The sequence below is a fragment of the Aureimonas endophytica genome (assembly GCF_014642635.1).
GTDB classification, from domain to species: domain Bacteria; phylum Pseudomonadota; class Alphaproteobacteria; order Rhizobiales; family Rhizobiaceae; genus Plantimonas; species Plantimonas endophytica.
This window is the reverse complement of record NZ_BMIQ01000001.1, coordinates 576,368-595,330: the sequence shown is the minus strand read 5'-3', so window position 1 is coordinate 595,330 and position 18,963 is coordinate 576,368. Positions and strand designations below refer to the sequence as shown.

Here is an 18,963-nt window from a genome sequence, read left to right as displayed (position 1 = left end):
GCCCGGGGCTTCGGCCCTGGCGCTTGCCGCGCATGAAGGTGAGCGGGACGGCTTCTGCCGTTCCGCTTTCCGCGCTGAAAGAGAAGGCCATGCGCCGATCGGACTTCGATCGGGTGCGGGTGTCCAGACCGCCCTTCGGCGGTGCGGAGACTCGGACGGCGCCGGCAACGGCGCTCGATGAATGCGATGCCCGCGCGACGGTCCGCCCCCGTCGCTTCGCGGGATCTCCCTTCCGGAAGGGAGATATATGTCAATGCCCGCTGTTCCGGCGCAGCGGAATGAAGGAGCGACGATGTCTCAGACGACGACGTTCAGCGGTCGCAGGCGAGTGCGCAAGTTCTTCGGGTCCATTCCCGAAGTCGCGGAAATGCCGAATCTCATCGAAGTGCAGAAGGCGTCCTACGACCAGTTCCTGATGGTCAAGGAACCGGCCGGCGGCCGTCCCGACGAGGGCCTCCAGTCCGTCTTCAAGTCCGTCTTCCCGATCTCCGACTTCTCGGGTCAGGCGATGCTGGAATTCGTCAAGTACGAGTTCGAGGCGCCGAAGTTCGACGTCGACGAGTGCCGGCAGCGCGACCTCACCTTCGCCGCGCCGCTGAAGGTGACGCTGCGCCTCATTGTGTTCGATATCGATCCCGACACCAACTCCAAGTCCATCAAGGACATCAAAGAGCAGGACGTCTATATGGGCGACATGCCGCTCATGACGTCGAACGGCACCTTCATCGTCAACGGCACCGAGCGCGTGATCGTCTCGCAGATGCACCGCTCGCCGGGCGTCTTCTTCGACCACGACAAGGGCAAGTCGCATTCCTCGGGCAAGCTGCTCTTCGCCGCCCGCGTCATCCCCTATCGCGGTTCCTGGCTCGACATCGAGTTCGACGCCAAGGACATCGTCTATGCGCGCATCGACCGTCGCCGCAAGATTCCGGTGACGAGCCTCTTCATGGCGCTCGGCATGGATACCGAGGAAATCCTCTCGACCTTCTACGACATCGTGAAGTTCGAGAAGGACAAGGACGGCTGGCGCGTGCCGTTCTCGGTCGAGCGCGTGCGCGGCCAGAGCGCGGTGGTCGATCTCATCGACGCCGATACCGGCGAGGTTCTGGTGGAGGCCGGCAAGAAGGTCACCGCCCGCCAGGCCCGCCAGCTGAAGGAGAAGGGCGTCAAGGCGCTCCGCGCGACGGAAGAGGATCTCTACGGCAACTATCTCGCCGAGGACATCGTCAACTTCCGCACGGGCGAGGTCTATCTGGAGGCCGGCGACGAGATCGACGAGAAGACCCTGAAGGTTCTCATCGATGCCGGCTATGACGAGATCGCCGTGCTCGACATCGATCACGTGACGGTCGGCGCCTATATCCGCAACTCGCTGGCGGTGGACAAGAACGAGAGCCGCCAGGACGCGCTCTACGACATCTATCGCGTGATGCGTCCGGGCGAGCCGCCGACGATGGAAACGGCGGAAGCCATGTTCCATTCTCTGTTCTTCGATCCCGAGCGCTACGACCTCTCGGCCGTCGGCCGCGTGAAGATGAACATGCGTCTCGACGTCGATGCCGAGGACACCGTGCGCGTCCTGCGCAAGGAGGACATCCTCGCCGCCGTAAAGCTGCTCGTGGGCCTGCGCGACGGTCGCGGCGAGATCGACGACATCGACAATCTCGGCAATCGCCGCGTGCGTTCGGTGGGCGAGCTGATGGAGAATCAGTATCGCGTCGGCCTGCTGCGCATGGAGCGCGCCATCAAGGAGCGCATGAGCTCGGTCGAGATCGACACGGTCATGCCGCAGGACCTGATCAACGCCAAGCCGGCGGCGGCCGCCGTGCGCGAGTTCTTCGGCTCGTCGCAGCTGTCGCAGTTTATGGACCAGACCAATCCGCTGTCGGAGATCACCCACAAGCGCCGCCTTTCGGCGCTCGGCCCGGGCGGTCTGACGCGTGAGCGCGCCGGGTTCGAGGTGCGCGACGTGCACCCGACGCATTACGGCCGCATCTGCCCGATCGAGACGCCGGAAGGCCCGAATATCGGTCTCATCAACTCGCTGGCGACTTTCGCGCGCGTCAACAAGTACGGCTTCATCGAGAGCCCGTACCGGCGCGTCATCGATGGCAAGGTGACGAACGACGTCGTCTACCTCTCCGCCATGGAAGAGGCCAAGCACCACGTCGCCCAGGCGAACGCGATCCTCAGCGACGACATGACCTTCGCCGAGGAGCTGATCGTCTGCCGTCACGCCGGCGATGTCGGCATGACGCCGCGCGAGAATGTCGACCTCATGGACGTCTCGCCGAAGCAGCTCGTCTCCGTCGCGGCCGCGCTCATTCCGTTCCTCGAGAACGACGACGCGAACCGCGCGCTCATGGGCTCCAACATGCAGCGTCAGGCCGTGCCGCTGGTGCGGGCCGAGGCGCCCTTCGTCGGCACCGGCATGGAGCCGGTCGTGGCGCGCGATTCGGGCGCGGCGATCGCCGCCCGCCGTTCGGGCATCGTCGATCAGGTCGACGCGACCCGTATCGTCATCCGCGCGACGGAGGACGTCGAGGCCGGCAAGTCGGGCGTCGACATCTATCGCCTGATGAAGTTCCAGCGCTCGAACCAGTCGACCTGCATCAACCAGCGTCCGCTGGTGACGATGGGCGACCGCGTGCGCAAGGGCGACATCATTGCCGACGGTCCCTCGACCGATCTCGGCGATCTGGCGCTCGGACGGAACGTGCTCGTCGCCTTCATGCCGTGGAACGGCTACAACTACGAGGACTCGATCCTGCTGTCCGAGCGGATCGTCGCCGACGACGTCTTCACCTCGATCCATATCGAGGAGTTCGAGGTCATGGCGCGCGACACCAAGCTCGGGCCGGAGGAGATCACGCGCGACATTCCGAACGTCTCGGAAGAGGCGCTGAAGAATCTCGACGAGGCGGGCATCGTCTATATCGGCGCCGAGGTGCAGCCGGGCGACATCCTGGTCGGCAAGATCACGCCGAAGGGCGAAAGCCCGATGACGCCGGAAGAGAAGCTGCTGCGCGCCATCTTCGGCGAGAAGGCTTCGGACGTGCGCGACACGTCGAGCCGCATGCCGCCCGGCACCTACGGCACGGTCGTGGAAGTGCGCGTCTTCAATCGGCATGGCGTCGAGAAGGACGAGCGCGCGATGGCGATCGAGCGCGAGGAGATCGAGCGCCTCGCCAAGGACCGCGACGACGAGCAGGCGATCCTCGACCGCAACACCTATGGCCGCCTCGCCGAAATGCTGGACGGCAAGGTCGCGGTGGCGGGACCGAAGGGCTTCAAGAAGGGCTCCTCCGTCTCGCCCGAGCTGATGCAGGAGTTCCCGCGTTCGCAGTGGTGGATGTTCGCCGTCGAGGACGAGCGTCTCCAAGGCGAGGTCGAGGCGCTGCGCAACCAGTATGACGAGGCCAAGAAGACGCTCGAAGCGCGCTTCATGGACAAGGTCGAGAAGGTGCAGCGCGGCGACGAACTGCCGCCCGGCGTCATGAAGCAGGTGAAGGTCTTCGTCGCCGTGAAGCGCAAGATCCAGCCCGGCGACAAGATGGCCGGCCGTCACGGCAACAAGGGTGTCGTGTCGCGCATCGTGCCGGTCGAGGACATGCCGTTCCTGGAGGACGGCACGCATGTCGACATCGTGCTGAACCCGCTCGGCGTGCCGAGCCGCATGAATGTCGGCCAGATTCTCGAGACGCATCTCGGCTGGGCCTGCGCCGGCATGGGCAAGCGGATCGGCGCGCTTTACGAGAGCTATCTCGAAAGCCACGACGCTTCGCCGCTGCGTCAGGAGATCGGCGCCGTGCTCGGCTCCTCGGAGCGCAACGAGAAGGTGGCCGTCTTCGACGACGACAGCGTGGTCGCGCTGGCCAAGCAGATGCGCAAGGGCGTGTCGATCGCCACCCCCGTCTTCGACGGCGCGGTGGAGGCCGACATCGTCGAGATGCTGGAAAAGGCGGGTCTCAACGGCTCCGGCCAGGTGACGCTCTATGACGGGCGCACCGGCGAGGCCTTCGATCGGCAGGTGACGGTCGGCTACATCTACATGCTGAAGCTGCACCATCTCGTCGACGACAAGATCCATGCGCGCTCGATCGGCCCCTATTCGCTCGTCACGCAGCAGCCGCTCGGCGGCAAGGCACAGTTCGGCGGCCAGCGCTTCGGCGAAATGGAGGTCTGGGCGCTCGAAGCCTATGGCGCCGCCTACACGCTGCAGGAGATGCTGACGGTGAAGTCGGACGACGTCGCCGGCCGCACCAAGGTCTACGAGTCGATCGTGCGCGGCGACGATGCCTTCGAGTCGGGCATTCCCGAGAGCTTCAACGTTCTCGTCAAGGAAATGCGCTCGCTCGGCCTCGATGTCGATCTGGCGAACTCGGCCGAACCGGAAGCGCCGCTGGAGCGTCTCCCCGACGCGGCGGAATAAGCCTGGAACATTCGCCGCGACCCTCGCGCGGCCCTGGAAGCGCCTTGCACCGGGCGCTTCCGCTGAACCCAATCCTCGCGCCGCTCAACCCGGCGCATAAGGGGCCGCCCGCCCCATTAGGAGACAGGCCATGAACCAAGAGGTCATGAATCTCTTCAATCCCCAGGTGCAGGCGCAGACGTTCGATTCGATCCGTATCTCGCTGGCCTCGCCTGAGAAGATTCTTTCCTGGTCCTTCGGCGAGATCAAGAAGCCGGAGACGATCAACTACCGGACGTTCAAGCCCGAGCGCGACGGTCTGTTCTGCGCGCGCATCTTCGGCCCGATCAAGGACTACGAGTGCTTGTGCGGCAAGTACAAGCGCATGAAGTACAAGGGCATCATCTGCGAGAAGTGCGGCGTCGAGGTCACCCTCTCGCGCGTGCGCCGCGAGCGCATGGGCCATATCGAGCTGGCCGCGCCGGTCGCCCATATCTGGTTCCTGAAGTCGCTGCCGAGCCGCATCGGCACGCTGCTCGACATGACGCTGAAGGATATCGAGCGCGTCCTTTATTTCGAGAACTACATCGTCACCGAGCCCGGCCTCACCGCCCTCAAGGAGCACCAGCTCCTGTCGGAGGAGGAGTACATGCTCGCCGTCGACGAGTATGGCGAGGATTCCTTCACGGCGCTGATCGGCGCCGAGGCGATCCAGGCGCTTCTGGCGGCGATGGATCTGGAGCGCATTGCGGGCGACCTGCGCTCGGAGATCGCCGAGACCTCGTCCGATCTTAAGATGAAGAAGCTGATGAAGCGTCTTAAGATCGTGGAGAACTTCCTGGAATCGGGCAACAAGCCCGAGTGGATGATCATGCGCGTCGTGCCGGTGATCCCGCCGGACCTGCGCCCGCTCGTGCCGCTCGACGGCGGCCGCTTCGCGACCTCCGATCTCAACGATCTCTATCGTCGCGTCATCAACCGCAACAACCGCCTGAAGCGCCTGATCGAGCTTCGCGCGCCCGGCATCATCGTGCGCAACGAGAAGCGCATGCTGCAGGAAGCGGTGGACGCGCTGTTCGACAACGGCCGTCGCGGCCGCGTCATCACGGGCGCCAACAAGCGTCCGCTGAAGTCGCTGTCCGACATGCTGAAGGGCAAGCAGGGCCGCTTCCGCCAGAACCTTCTCGGCAAGCGCGTTGACTATTCCGGCCGTTCGGTGATCGTGACGGGTCCGGAACTCAAGCTGCACCAGTGCGGCCTGCCGAAGAAGATGGCGCTAGAGCTGTTCAAGCCGTTCATCTATGCGCGGCTCGATGCCAAGGGTTATTCCTCGACCGTGAAGCAGGCGAAGAAGCTCGTGGAGAAGGAGCGTCCGGAAGTCTGGGACATCCTCGACGAGGTGATCCGCGAGCATCCGGTGCTTCTGAACCGCGCGCCGACGCTGCATCGCCTTGGCATCCAGGCCTTCGAGCCGACCCTGATCGAAGGCAAGGCGATCCAGCTGCACCCGCTCGTCTGCACAGCCTTCAACGCGGATTTCGACGGCGACCAGATGGCGGTGCACGTGCCGCTGTCGATCGAGGCGCAGCTCGAGGCGCGCGTCCTCATGATGTCGACCAACAACATCCTGCATCCCGCGAACGGCCAGCCGATCATCGTGCCGTCGCAGGACATGGTGCTGGGTCTCTACTACCTGTCGATCATGAACGAGAACGAGCCGGGGCAGGGCATGGCCTTCTCCGACTATGGCGAGCTTGAGCACGCCCTCTGGTCGAAGTCGGTGACGCTGCACACGAAGATCCGCGGCCGTATCCGCTCGGTCGACAAGGACGGCAACGAGACCTCGAAGATCTACGAGACGACGCCCGGCCGCATGCTCATCGGCCAGCTTCTGCCGAAGAACCACATGGTGCCCTTCGACATCTGCAACGAGCTGATGACGAAGAAGAACATCTCCAAGATGATCGACACCGTCTACCGCCATTGCGGTCAGAAGGAGACGGTCATCTTCTGCGACCGCATCATGCAGCTCGGCTTCCGCCACGCCTGCACGGCCGGCATCTCCTTCGGCAAGGACGACATGGTCATCCCCGAGACGAAGGCGAAGCTGATCGGCGAGACGCAGACGCTCGCGAAGGAATACGAGCAGCAGTACAATGACGGCCTGATCACGCAGGGCGAGAAGTACAACAAGGTGGTCGATGCCTGGGCCAAGTGCACGGACAAGATCGCCGAGGAGATGATGGCCCGCATCAAGGCGGTCGAGTTCAACAAGGAGACCGGCCGTCAGAAGCCGATGAACTCGATCTACATGATGTCGCATTCGGGCGCGCGCGGTTCGCCGACCCAGATGCGCCAGCTGGCGGCGATGCGCGGCCTGATGACCAAGCCGTCCGGCGAGATCATCGAGACGCCGATCATCTCGAACTTCAAGGAAGGCCTCACCGTGCTCGAGTACTTCAACTCGACCCACGGCGCCCGCAAGGGTCTGGCCGACACCGCCTTGAAGACCGCCAATTCCGGCTATCTCACCCGCCGTCTCGTCGACGTCGCGCAGGACTGCATCATCACGCAGACCGATTGCGGCACCGACAAGGGCCTGACGATGCAGCCGATCGTCGATGCCGGCCAGGTCGTCGCGACTCTCGGCCAGCGCATCCTCGGGCGTACCGCGCTCGGCGATATCCTGCATCCGCTGACCGGCGACGTGATCGTCGAGAGCGGCCGCACGGTGGAGGAAGCCGATGTCGAGAAGGTCGAGAAGGCCGGCATCCAGTCGGTGACGATCCGCTCTGCGCTGACCTGCGAAGTGCGCACCGGCATCTGCGCCGTCTGTTACGGCCGCGATCTGGCGCGCGGCACGCCCGTCAACATGGGCGAGGCCGTCGGCGTCATCGCGGCGCAGTCGATCGGCGAGCCGGGCACGCAGCTCACCATGCGCACCTTCCACATGGGCGGCACGGCGCAGGTGGTCGACTCGTCCTTCCTCGAAGCCTCGTACGAAGGCACGGTGCAGATCCGCAACCGCAACGTCGTGCGCGATTCGGACGGCCGTCTCGTGGCGATGGGCCGCAACATGGCCATCCTGATCCTCGATCAGGCCGGCAAGGAGCGCGCCTCGCACCGCGTCACCTACGGTAGCCGCATCTTCGTCGACGACGGCGACACGGTGCGGCGCGGCCAGCGCATCGCCGAATGGGACCCCTATACCCGTCCGGTGATGACCGAGCTCGAAGGCATCGTGGAGTTCGAGGATCTGGTCGACGGCGTGTCCGTGTCGGAACAGGCCGACGAGGCGACCGGCATCACCAAGCGTTCGGTCATCGACTGGCGCGCCAGCCCGCGCGGCCAGAACCTGAAGCCGGCGGTGGTCATCCGCAAGGAGGACGGCTCGGTCGCCAAGCTCGCGCGCGGCACGGATGCCCGGTACTTCCTGTCGGTGGACGCCATTCTCTCCGTCGAGCCGGGCTCGCGGGTGAAGGCGGGCGACGTCCTGTCGCGCATTCCGATGGAAAGCGCCAAGACGAAGGACATCACGGGTGGTCTGCCGCGCGTCGCCGAGCTCTTCGAGGCGCGTCGTCCGAAGGACAACGCGATCATCGCCGAGATCGACGGCACAGTGCGCTTCGGCCGCGACTACAAGAACAAGCGGCGCGTCATCATCGAGCCGCATGAGGACGGCGTCGAGCCGGTGGAATATCTCATCCCGAAGGGCAAGCCGTTCCACCTCCAGGAAGGCGACGTCATCGAGAAGGGCGACTACATCCTCGACGGCAACCCGGCGCCGCACGACATCCTGGCGATTCGCGGCGTGGAGGCTCTTGCGAGCTACCTCGTCAACGAGATCCAGGAGGTCTACCGGCTCCAGGGCGTGCTCATCAACGACAAGCATATCGAGGTCATCGTGCGGCAGATGCTGCAGAAGATCGAGATCACGGAAGCCGGCGATTCCGGCCTGATCCCGGGCGACCATATCGACCGGATCGAGCTGGCGGAGCTGAACGAGCGCCTGGCGGAAGAGGGCAAGAAGCCCGCCTCCGGCAACCCGGTGCTGCTCGGCATCACCAAGGCCTCGCTGCAGACGCCGAGCTTCATCTCGGCGGCGTCCTTCCAGGAGACCACCCGCGTCCTTACCGAGGCGGCGGTGGCTGGCAAGATGGACACGCTGCAGGGCCTCAAAGAGAACGTGATCGTCGGCCGCCTCATCCCGGCCGGCACCGGCGGCATCATGACCCAGATCCGGCGCATCGCCGGTTCGCGCGACGATCTGATCGTCGAGGACCGCCGCTCGAAGGCTGCGAATACCGCGCAGTCGGATCGACTCCTGACGCAAATGACCGACGCGGCCGAGTAAGCCGCGTCGATCGATGGAATGGAAGAAGGCCGTCCGAAAGGGCGGCCTTTTTTCGTATAGGGTGGGCAGGGCGCGGCAGTCGATTCGCCGCGCTTCAAGCAAACTATCGACCCGCCGAAGAAGACCGCTGGGAAACGGGCCGCTCCACGCCTTTGGCGGGCGAATTCGTCTTGGCCGGCGGCATGAGAGACCCAGCCGGTGGACCGCGTGAACGCGATCCGCGACCACACGCGAGCGATTTCTTAACAAGCCGCAAAGCCCTGCGCCCACGGGGTTGACGTGCCGCCAACGAATCTGTACTTAGCGCTTCAACAGAGCCGATGTGAGGCTGATTTTCCGCAGGGCGCCACGCCCCGGAACAGCGCCTCAAACAAGGCTTCGTTCAACGAGTTGTCACATTGCTGGCCGCATGACCGGTTCCGGTCCTCTGCATCGTGTCCGGGCAATCCGCCAATCAGGTGGATCAAATGCCCGGTTTCGCGCATGGCTAACACGGTCCGCGATGGGCTGCTCGTTCCGAACCTGAACTGATCGAAGAGGCAAGGCTGGAATGCCGACCATCAACCAGTTGATCCGGAAGCCGCGCGTTCGTCCGACGGACCGCAATACGGTTCCCGCTCTCGAGGCCAACCCGCAGAAGCGCGGCGTCTGCACGCGCGTCTACACCACCACGCCGAAGAAGCCGAACTCGGCGCTTCGTAAGGTCGCCAAGGTGCGTCTGGTCAATGGCTTCGAGGTCATCGGCTACATCCCGGGCGAGGGTCACAACCTCCAGGAGCACTCCGTCGTCATGATCCGCGGCGGCCGCGTGAAGGATCTTCCGGGCGTTCGCTACCACATCATCCGCGGCGTGCTCGACACGCAGGGCGTCAAGGACCGCAAGCAGCGTCGTTCGAAGTACGGCGCGAAGCGTCCGAAGTAAGCCCGCCGCGTCAGATCGAAGAGAACGAATAGATGTCCCGTCGCCACCGTGCCGAGAAGCGTGAGATCCACCCGGACCCGAAGTTCGGCGATCTCGTCGTCACCAAGTTCATGAACGCCGTCATGTATGACGGCAAGAAGTCGATCGCCGAAACGATCGTCTACGGCGCCTTCGACTCGGTTCAGAACAAGAGCCGTCAGGATGCGCTCGCCGTCTTCCATCAGGCGCTCGACAACATCGCGCCGCATGTCGAAGTCCGTTCCCGCCGCGTCGGCGGCGCCACCTATCAGGTTCCTGTCGATGTCCGTCCGGAGCGTCGCCAGGCTCTCGCCATCCGCTGGCTGATCGGCGCGGCGCGCAATCGCAACGAGACGACGATGGTCGACCGCCTCTCGGCCGAGCTGCTCGACGCGTCCAACAATCGCGGCACCGCCGTCAAGAAGCGCGAAGACACGCACCGCATGGCGGAAGCGAACCGCGCCTTCTCGCATTATCGCTGGTAACCCGCGACCGATTTCGAAAGGCGACGCCCCATGGCCCGCGAATATAATCTCGAAGACTACCGCAACTTCGGCATCATGGCCCATATCGACGCGGGCAAGACGACGACGACCGAGCGGATCCTCTTCTATACCGGCAAGTCCCACAAGATCGGCGAAGTCCATGACGGCGCCGCCACGATGGACTGGATGGAGCAGGAGCAGGAGCGCGGCATCACCATCACGTCCGCCGCGACGACCACCTTCTGGCAGGGTCGCGACGGCAAGACCCGTCGCTTCAACATCATCGACACCCCCGGGCACGTCGACTTCACCATCGAGGTCGAGCGTTCGCTGCGCGTGCTCGACGGCGCGATCGCGCTGCTCGACGCCAATGCCGGCGTGGAGCCGCAGACGGAAACCGTCTGGCGCCAGGCCGACAAGTACCACGTGCCGCGCATGATGTTCGTCAACAAGATGGACAAGACTGGCGCGGACTTCTTCCGCTGCGTCGAGATGGTCAAGAGCCGCCTCGGTGCGCGTCCGATCGTCGTCCAGCTGCCGATCGGCGCCGAGAACGAGTTCAAGGGCGTCATCGACCTCATCGAGATGAAGGCCCTCATCTGGCGCGACGAGACCCTCGGCGCGAAGTGGGACGTCGTCGAGATCCCGGCCGACCTCAAGGATCAGGCCGAGGAATATCGCGAGAAGCTCATCGAGGGCGCCGTCGAAGTCGACGAGGCCGCGATGGAAGCCTATCTCGAGGGCAACATGCCCGATAACGAGAAGCTGCGCGCGCTGATCCGCAAGGGCACCTGCGACGTGTGGTTCACGCCGATCTTCTGTGGCTCGGCCTTCAAGAACAAGGGCGTGCAGCCGCTGCTCGACGGCGTCGTCGACTACCTGCCGTCGCCGCTTGACGTTCCGGCCATCAAGGGCATCGATCCGAAGACCGATGCCGAGGTCGAGCGTCATTCGTCGGACGACGAGCCGCTTTCGATGCTCGCCTTCAAGATCATGAACGACCCGTTCGTCGGCTCGCTCACCTTCTGCCGCATCTATTCGGGCAAGGTCGCCAAGGGCGCCTCGCTGCAGAACACGGTGAAGGAGAAGAAGGAGCGCATCGGCCGCATGCTCCAGATGCATTCGAACTCGCGTTCGGACATCGAGGAAGCCTATGCCGGCGACATCGTGGCGCTGGCCGGTCTTAAGGAAGTGACCACCGGCGACACGCTCTGCGACCCGCTGAAGCCGGTCATTCTGGAGCGCATGGAGTTCCCGGAGCCGGTCATCGAGATCGCGATCGAGCCGAAGACCAAGGGCGACCAGGAGAAGATGGGCCTCGCGCTCAACCGTCTGGCCGCCGAGGACCCGAGCTTCCGCGTCAAGACCGACGAAGAGTCCGGCCAGACGATCATCGCCGGCATGGGCGAGCTTCACCTCGACATCATCGTCGATCGCATGAAGCGCGAATACAAGGTCGAGGCGAATATCGGCGCCCCGCAGGTCGCCTATCGCGAGACGATCACCCGTCAGGCCGAGGTCGACTACACTCACAAGAAGCAGACGGGCGGCACGGGCCAGTTCGCGCGCGTCAAGATGGTGTTCAAGCCGTCCGAGGCGGGCGAGGGCTTCAAGTTCGAGTCCAAGATCGTCGGCGGCTCGGTCCCGAAGGAATATGTCCCGGGCGTCCAGAAGGGCATCCAGTCGGTCATGACCTCCGGTCCGCTCGCGGGCTTCCCGATGGTCGATATTTCGGCCGAGCTCATCGACGGCGCGTTCCATGACGTCGACTCCTCGGTTCTTGCCTTCGAGATCGCGGCCCGCGCCGGTTTCCGCGAGGCCATCCAGAAGGCCGGTCCGAAGCTGCTCGAGCCGATCATGAAGGTCGAGGTCGTGACGCCGGAAGACTATGTCGGCGACGTCATCGGCGACCTGAATTCCCGCCGCGGTCAGATCCAGGGCACCGAGTCCCGGGGTATCGCGACGGCCGTCAATGCGATGGTTCCCCTGGCCAACATGTTCGGCTATGTGAACACGCTCCGTTCGATGTCGCAGGGCCGTGCGCAGTACACGATGTCCTTCGATCATTACGAGCAGGTTCCGAACCAGGTCGCGGACGAGATCCAGAAGAAGTACGCCTGACGCGACGCGTCGGACCAACCACATTCGGGCTTTGCCCACACGAGATGATGGAGTGCCGTTATGGCCAAGGGTAAGTTTGAGCGGACGAAGCCGCACGTTAACATTGGGACGATTGGGCACGTTGACCACGGGAAGACGTCGCTGACGGCGGCGATCACGAAGTATTTCGGGGAATACAAGGCGTACGACCAGATCGACGCGGCGCCGGAAGAGAAGGCGCGCGGCATCACGATTTCGACGGCGCATGTGGAATACGAGACGCCGGCTCGGCACTATGCGCATGTGGACTGCCCCGGGCACGCGGACTACGTGAAGAACATGATCACGGGCGCGGCGCAGATGGACGGCGCGATCCTGGTGTGTTCGGCGGCGGACGGCCCGATGCCGCAGACGCGCGAGCACATTCTTCTGGCGCGCCAGGTGGGCGTTCCGGCGATCGTGGTGTTCATGAACAAGGTGGACCAGGTCGACGACGCGGAGCTTCTGGAGCTGGTTGAGCTTGAGATCCGCGAGCTTCTGTCGAGCTACGAGTTCCCGGGCGACGACATTCCGATCGTGAAGGGTTCGGCGCTGGCGGCGCTGGAGGACTCCAACAAGGAGATCGGCGAGAACGCGGTTCGCGAGCTGATGGCGCAGGTGGATGCCTATATCCCGACGCCGGAGCGCCCGATCGACCAGCCGTTCCTGATGCCGATCGAGGACGTATTCTCGATTTCGGGCCGCGGCACGGTGGTGACGGGCCGCGTCGAGCGCGGCGTTGTGAAGGTGGGCGAGGAAGTCGAGATCGTCGGCATCCGCGACACGAAGAAGACGACGGTGACGGGCGTCGAGATGTTCCGCAAGCTTCTGGACCAGGGCCAGGCGGGCGACAACATCGGCGCGCTGGTTCGCGGCGTGGACCGCGAGGGCGTGGAGCGCGGCCAGGTTCTGTGCAAGCCGGGTTCGGTGAAGCCGCACACGACGTTCAAGGCCGAGGCCTACATCCTGACCAAGGAAGAGGGCGGCCGCCACACTCCGTTCTTCACCAACTACCGTCCGCAGTTCTACTTCCGCACGACGGACGTGACGGGCGTGGTGACGCTTCCCGAGGGCACCGAGATGGTGATGCCGGGCGACAACGTGACGATGGACGTCAAGCTGATCGTTCCGATCGCGATGGAAGAGAAGCTGCGCTTCGCCATCCGCGAAGGCGGCCGCACCGTCGGCGCCGGCATCGTCTCCTCGATCGTCGAGTAAGACATACACCGCAAAAGCAAACCGCGCGGCTCAACAGGCCGCGCGGCTTCGCCCGTGACCCCGAAGGGCAGGGCAGAGGGTTCGCCGGAAGGGCGGACCGGATGACAGATTGAAGAACGCCGAAGCGCTCGGGACAACGCCTTTGAACAGGCGACCTCGACGAGAGGACGAATTTGATGAACGGCCAGAATATCCGAATCCGCCTGAAGGCGTTCGATCACCGTGTTCTCGATGCATCGACCCGCGAGATCGTGTCGACGGCGAAGCGCACCGGCGCGAATGTGCGTGGCCCGATCCCGCTGCCGACCCGCATCGAGAAGTTCACGGTCAACCGTTCGCCCCATATCGACAAGAAATCGCGCGAGCAGTTCGAGATGCGCACGCATAAGCGCCTTCTCGACATCGTCGACCCGACCCCGCAGACCGTGGACGCGCTGATGAAGCTCGACCTGGCCGCCGGCGTCGACGTCGAAATCAAGCTCTAAGCGGACCATAGGGAAGGACCAGATCCCATGCGGTCAGGTGTTATCGCACAGAAGATCGGCATGACCCGCGTCTATAACGACGCCGGCGAGCATGTTCCGGTCACCGTCCTGAAGGTCGAGAACCTGCAGGTCGTGGCGCAGCGGACCGAGGGCAAGCACGGCTATACCGCCGTCCAGCTCGGCGCCGGCCTCACCAAGGTCAAGAACGTCTCGAAGCCAATGCGCGGCGTGTTCGCCCAGGCGTCCGTCGAGCCGAAGTCGAAGCTCGTCGAGTTCCGCGTGTCGGACGAGAACCTCATCGAGGTCGGGTCCGAGATCACGGCCGAGCATTTCGTTCCCGGCCAGAAGGTCGACGTGACGGGCACGTCGGTGGGCAAGGGCTTCCAGGGCGTCATGAAGCGCCACAATTTCGGTGGCGGCCGCGCGACCCACGGTAACTCCGTGTCGCACCGCTCGCATGGTTCGACCGGTCAGCGCCAGGACCCCGGCAAGGTGTTCAAGGGCAAGAAGATGGCCGGGCATATGGGCCAGGTTCGCGTCACGACGCAGAACCTCGAAGTCGTCCGCACCGATGCCGACAAGGGCCTCATCCTGATCCGTGGCGCGATCCCGGGTTCGAAGGGCGGCTGGATCGAGATCCGCGACGCCGTGAAGAGCAAGCTGCCGGACGCCGCGCCCAAGCCGGCCGCGCTCCGCGCCGCTGCGACCAAGGGCGGGCAGGCCGCCGCCGCTTCCGAGGGAGCCGAGTAAATGGACGTCACCGTCAAGACCCTCGACGGCAAGGATGCCGGCACGCTGACGCTGGCCGACGAGATCTTCGGCCTCGACCCGCGCGAGGACATCCTGCAGCGCATGGTCCGCTATCAGCTGGCCAAGCGCCAGCAGGGCACGCATCAGTCGCTCGGCCGCGCCGAGATCGCCCGTACCGGCGCCAAGCTCTACAAGCAGAAGGGCACCGGTCGTGCCCGTCACGGCTCGGCCCGCGCGCCGCAGTTCCGCGGCGGTGGCAAGGCGCACGGCCCGCAGGCCCGCAGCCACGCCCATGACCTGCCGAAGAAGGTGCGCGCCCTGGCGCTGCGCCACGCCCTCTCGGCGAAGGCGAAGGCCGGCGGCCTGATCGTCGTCGACGAGCTCGTCGCGGCGGAAGCCAAGACGAAGGCGGTCGCGAAGACCTTCGAGACGCTCGGCCTGTCCAACGCGCTTCTCATCGGCGGCGTGCAGCTGGACGAGGGCTTCTCGCGCTCGGCCCGCAACATCGCCAATATCGACGTCCTGCCGGTCCAGGGCATCAACGTCTACGACATTCTCCGCCGCCAGACGCTGGTTCTGTCCAAGGCCGCGGTCGAAGCCCTGGAGGAGCGGTTCAAATGAGCGACCTTCGCCACTACGACGTGATCACCGCGCCGGTGATCACGGAAAAGTCGACCATGGTGTCGGAATACAATCAAGTGACCTTCGAAGTTGCCCTCAAGGCGACCAAGCCGCAGATCAAGGCGGCCGTCGAGGCGCTGTTCGGCGTCAAGGTCACGGCGGTCAACACGCTGATCCGCAAGGGCAAGGTCAAGCGCTTCCGTGGCCGCGTCGGCCGCCAGAGCGATCAGAAGCGCGCGATCGTCACGCTCGCCGACGGCGACTCGATCGACGTCTCGACGGGTCTCTAAGGGTCGAGCGCGGGGAAACAAGTCATGGCATTGAAGACTTACAATCCGACGACGCCCGGCCAGCGCCAGCTGGTCATCGTCGATCGCTCGGGCCTCTGGAAGGGCAAGCCGGTCAAGCAGTTGACCGAGGGTCTCTCCTCCAAGGGCGGCCGCAACAACTATGGTCGCGTCACGGCCCGCTTCCAGGGCGGCGGTCACAAGCGCACCTATCGCCTGATCGACTTCAAGCGCCGCAAGCTCGGCGCGGTCGGCACGGTCGAGCGTCTCGAATACGATCCGAACCGCACCGCCTTCATCGCGCTGATCAAGTACGAAGACGGCGAGCTCGCTTATATCCTGGCGCCGCAGCGCCTGGCGGTCGGCGACAACGTCGTGTCGAACACCTCCGGCGTCGACGTGAAGCCGGGCAATGCGATGCCGCTTTCGGCCATGCCGGTCGGCACGATCATCCACAATGTCGAGATGAAGCCCGGCAAGGGCGGCCAGATCGCCCGTTCCGCCGGCACCTATGCCCAGCTCGTCGGCCGCGATGCCGGCATGGCGATCCTGCGCCTGAACTCGGGCGAGCAGCGTCTCGTCTCCGGCGCCTGCTTCGCGACGGTCGGTGCGGTGTCGAATGCCGACCACGGCAATGTGAGCCTCGGCAAGGCCGGTCGCTCGCGTTGGCTCGGCAAGCGTCCGCATGTTCGCGGCGTCGCGATGAACCCGGTCGACCACCCGCACGGCGGCGGTGAAGGCCGCACCTCGGGTGGCCGTCATCCGGTGTCGCCCTGGGGTCAGCCGACCAAGGGCAAGCGCACGCGCTCGAACAAGTCGACCGACAAGTTCATCGCGCGCTCGCGTCATCAGCGTAAGTCGTAAGGAAGGGATCTTTTCATGACCCGTTCAGTCTGGAAGGGCCCGTTCGTCGATGGTTACCTTCTCAAGAAGACCGAGAAGGTTCGCGAGGGCGGCCGCAACGAGGTGATCAAGATCTGGAGCCGCCGCTCCACGATCCTGCCGCAGTTCGTCGGTCTCACCTTCGGCGTCTATAACGGCAACAAGCATATCCCGGTCTCCGTCAACGAGGAGATGATCGGCCACAAGTTCGGCGAGTTCGCCCCGACCCGCACCTATTACGGTCACGGCGCTGACAAGAAGGCGAAGAGGAAGTAACGATGGGCAAGCCGAAGCTGGAACGCCAGCTCAAGGACAACGAGGCCCGCGCGGTCGCCCGCACGATCCGCGTCAGCCCGCAGAAGCTGAACCTCGTCGCCGCCATGATCCGCGGCAAGAAGGTGGGCACGGCGATCGCGGACCTGACCTTCTCGCGCAAGCGGATCTCCGAGACGGTTCTGAAGACCCTTCAGAGCGCCGTGGCGAATGCCGAGAACAACCATGATCTCGACGTCGACGCGCTCGTCGTCGCGGAGGCCTATGTCGGCAAGTCGATCGTGATGAAGCGCTTCCACGCCCGTGGCCGCGGCCGCGCGAGCCGGATCGAGAAGCCCTTCTCGCATCTCACGATCGTCGTCCGCGAGGTCGCCGAGCAGGAGGAGGCCGCCTGATGGGCCAGAAAATCAATCCGACCGGGTTCCGTCTCGGCATCAACCGCACCTGGGACTCGCGCTGGTTCGCGAATACCGGCGAATACGGCCAGCTGCTGCACGAGGATCTGGCGATCCGCAAGTTCCTCCTGGAGGAGCTGAAGCAGGCGGCGGTCTCGAAGATCGTCATCGAGCGTCCGCACAAGAAGGCCCGCATCACGATCCACTCGGCGCGTCCGGGCATCGTGATCGGCAAGAAGGGCGCCGACATCGAGAAGCTTCGCAAGAAGCTCGGCACGATGACGAAGGCCGAGACGCACATCAACATCGTCGAGGTGCGCAAGCCCGAGACCGACGCGACGTTGGTCGCGCAGTCGATCGCGCAGCAGCTCGAGCGTCGCATCGCCTTCCGCCGCGCCATGAAGCGCGCCGTGCAGTCCGCGATGCGTCTCGGCGCCGAAGGCATCCGCATCAACTGCTCGGGCCGTCTCGGCGGCGCGGAAATCGCGCGCATGGAATGGTACCGCGAAGGTCGCGTGCCGCTCCACACGCTGCGCGCCGACATCGACTATGGTACGGCCGAAGCGCACACCGCCTATGGCGTTTGCGGCGTGAAGGTCTGGATCTTCAAGGGCGAGATCCTCGAGCACGACCCGATGGCCTCCGAGCGCCGCGCGGTCGAGGGCGAGGCTCCGGCCGGCGGTCAGCGCCGTCGCGAGCGCGAGCGCGAGCACGCCTGAGACCGGATGGAGTGAACTGAAATGTTGCAGCCAAAGCGCACGAAGTTCCGGAAGGCGTTCAAGGGACGCATTCACGGCACCGCGAAGGGTGGCACCAATCTCGATTACGGTTCCTTCGGCCTGAAGGCCATGGAGCCGGAGCGCGTCACCGCGCGCCAGATCGAGGCGGCCCGCCGCGCGATCACCCGCCAGATGAAGCGTCAGGGCCGCGTCTGGATCCGCATCTTCCCCGACCTGCCGGTCACGGCGAAGCCGACCGAAGTCCGCATGGGCAAGGGCAAGGGCGCGATCGAGTACTGGGCGGCCCGCGTCCATCCCGGACGCATCATGTTCGAGCTGGACGGCGTCCCGGAAGACGTCGCGCGCGAGGCCCTTCGCCTCGGCGCCGCGAAGCTTCCGATCAAGACGCGTTTCATCCAGCGCATTCCGGAATAAGGAGGCCGTTGTGAAAGCCGCCGACCTGAAGACCATGACCGAGGACCAGCTCACCGACGAGCTGGCCAAGCTCAAGAAGGAGCAGTTCAACCTGCGCTTCCAGGGCGCCACCGGCCAGGTCGAGAACACTTCGCGCATCCGGCAGGTTCGCCGCGACATCGCGCGGATCAAGACCATCGCCGGCCAGAAGTCGGCCGCGAAGTAAGGACGAAACGATATGCCCAAGCGCATTTTGCAGGGAACCGTCGTTTCCGATAAGAACGACAAGACCGTCGTGGTCCTCGTCGAGCGCCGCTTCACGCACCCGCTCTTCAAGAAGACCGTTCGTCGCTCGAAGAAGTACAAGGCGCACGACGAGAACAACACGAAGAAGGTCGGCGACCAGGTCTTCATCCAGGAGACGAAGCCGATCTCGAAGGACAAGACTTGGATCGTGGTGGAGAACGAGGCGGCGACCGCCTGACTTCTCGCGGCGGAACGGAGCGATCCGATGACGCCTGGAAAGAAGGGCCGAGCGCATCGGGGCGCCGGCCCGCAAGAGTTTCAAACGGCATGAGTCTCGCCGCCTT

General features: G+C 64.6%; 17 protein-coding genes. All 17 read left to right on the top strand.

Annotated features, from left to right (window positions below; translation table 11 throughout):
• The first annotated feature begins 292 nt into the window (after positions 1 to 292).
• Positions 293 to 4,432: a DNA-directed RNA polymerase subunit beta gene (rpoB, locus tag IEY14_RS02995; protein WP_188906718.1), complete on the top strand. Its 4,140-nt coding sequence runs from the start codon at positions 293 to 295 to the stop codon at positions 4,430 to 4,432.
• A gap of 130 nt (positions 4,433 to 4,562) precedes the next feature.
• Positions 4,563 to 8,765, top strand: a complete 4,203-nt coding sequence (gene rpoC, locus IEY14_RS02990) for a DNA-directed RNA polymerase subunit beta' (protein WP_188906717.1) — start codon at positions 4,563 to 4,565, stop codon at positions 8,763 to 8,765.
• Between the two features lie 550 nt (positions 8,766 to 9,315).
• Entirely contained in the window at positions 9,316 to 9,687 is a 372-nt protein-coding gene (rpsL, locus tag IEY14_RS02985; protein ID WP_152045808.1) for a 30S ribosomal protein S12, read from the top strand.
• 32 nt (positions 9,688 to 9,719) lie between these two features.
• Complete coding sequence (rpsG, locus tag IEY14_RS02980; protein ID WP_188906716.1) at positions 9,720 to 10,190, top strand: 30S ribosomal protein S7; 471 nt, start codon at positions 9,720 to 9,722, stop codon at positions 10,188 to 10,190.
• Positions 10,191 to 10,220: 30 nt separating this feature from the next.
• A complete protein-coding gene (gene fusA, locus IEY14_RS02975; protein WP_188906715.1) occupies positions 10,221 to 12,311 on the top strand; it encodes an elongation factor G in 2,091 nt (696 codons plus the stop codon).
• A 60-nt stretch (positions 12,312 to 12,371) separates the two neighbouring features.
• Complete coding sequence (tuf, locus tag IEY14_RS02970) at positions 12,372 to 13,547, top strand: elongation factor Tu (RefSeq protein WP_188906714.1); 1,176 nt, start codon at positions 12,372 to 12,374, stop codon at positions 13,545 to 13,547.
• A 176-nt stretch (positions 13,548 to 13,723) separates the two neighbouring features.
• A complete protein-coding gene (gene rpsJ, locus IEY14_RS02965) occupies positions 13,724 to 14,032 on the top strand; it encodes a 30S ribosomal protein S10 (RefSeq protein ID WP_007066362.1) in 309 nt (102 codons plus the stop codon).
• Between the two features lie 27 nt (positions 14,033 to 14,059).
• Positions 14,060 to 14,782, top strand: coding sequence for a 50S ribosomal protein L3 (gene rplC, locus IEY14_RS02960; protein WP_188906713.1), 723 nt, complete (start codon positions 14,060 to 14,062; stop codon positions 14,780 to 14,782).
• Positions 14,783 to 15,403 (top strand): 50S ribosomal protein L4, encoded by a 621-nt coding sequence (gene rplD / locus IEY14_RS02955; RefSeq protein WP_188906712.1) that lies wholly within the window; start codon positions 14,783 to 14,785, stop codon positions 15,401 to 15,403.
• On the top strand, positions 15,400 to 15,693 hold the full coding sequence (locus IEY14_RS02950) for a 50S ribosomal protein L23 (RefSeq protein ID WP_188906711.1): 294 nt from the start codon (positions 15,400 to 15,402) through the stop codon (positions 15,691 to 15,693). Before rplD ends, IEY14_RS02950 begins: the two co-directional genes overlap by 4 nt.
• A gap of 24 nt (positions 15,694 to 15,717) precedes the next feature.
• Positions 15,718 to 16,554 (top strand): 50S ribosomal protein L2, encoded by an 837-nt coding sequence (gene rplB / locus IEY14_RS02945; protein ID WP_188906710.1) that lies wholly within the window; start codon positions 15,718 to 15,720, stop codon positions 16,552 to 16,554.
• Positions 16,555 to 16,569: 15 nt separating this feature from the next.
• Positions 16,570 to 16,848: a 30S ribosomal protein S19 gene (gene rpsS / locus IEY14_RS02940; protein WP_188906709.1), complete on the top strand. Its 279-nt coding sequence runs from the start codon at positions 16,570 to 16,572 to the stop codon at positions 16,846 to 16,848.
• Positions 16,849 to 16,850: 2 nt separating this feature from the next.
• A complete protein-coding gene (rplV, locus tag IEY14_RS02935; RefSeq protein ID WP_188906708.1) occupies positions 16,851 to 17,240 on the top strand; it encodes a 50S ribosomal protein L22 in 390 nt (129 codons plus the stop codon).
• The gene (gene rpsC / locus IEY14_RS02930; protein ID WP_188906707.1) at positions 17,240 to 17,959 is read left to right on the top strand and encodes a 30S ribosomal protein S3; all 720 of its coding nucleotides are present in this window, start codon (positions 17,240 to 17,242) and stop codon (positions 17,957 to 17,959) included. The genes rplV and rpsC overlap by 1 nt, the downstream gene beginning before the upstream one ends.
• A gap of 21 nt (positions 17,960 to 17,980) precedes the next feature.
• Positions 17,981 to 18,394, top strand: coding sequence for a 50S ribosomal protein L16 (gene rplP / locus IEY14_RS02925; protein ID WP_188906706.1), 414 nt, complete (start codon positions 17,981 to 17,983; stop codon positions 18,392 to 18,394).
• 10 nt (positions 18,395 to 18,404) lie between these two features.
• Positions 18,405 to 18,599, top strand: a complete 195-nt coding sequence (rpmC, locus tag IEY14_RS02920) for a 50S ribosomal protein L29 (protein WP_188906705.1) — start codon at positions 18,405 to 18,407, stop codon at positions 18,597 to 18,599.
• A 12-nt stretch (positions 18,600 to 18,611) separates the two neighbouring features.
• Positions 18,612 to 18,857, top strand: coding sequence for a 30S ribosomal protein S17 (rpsQ, locus tag IEY14_RS02915; protein WP_188906704.1), 246 nt, complete (start codon positions 18,612 to 18,614; stop codon positions 18,855 to 18,857).
• The last annotated feature ends 106 nt before the right edge of the window (positions 18,858 to 18,963 follow it).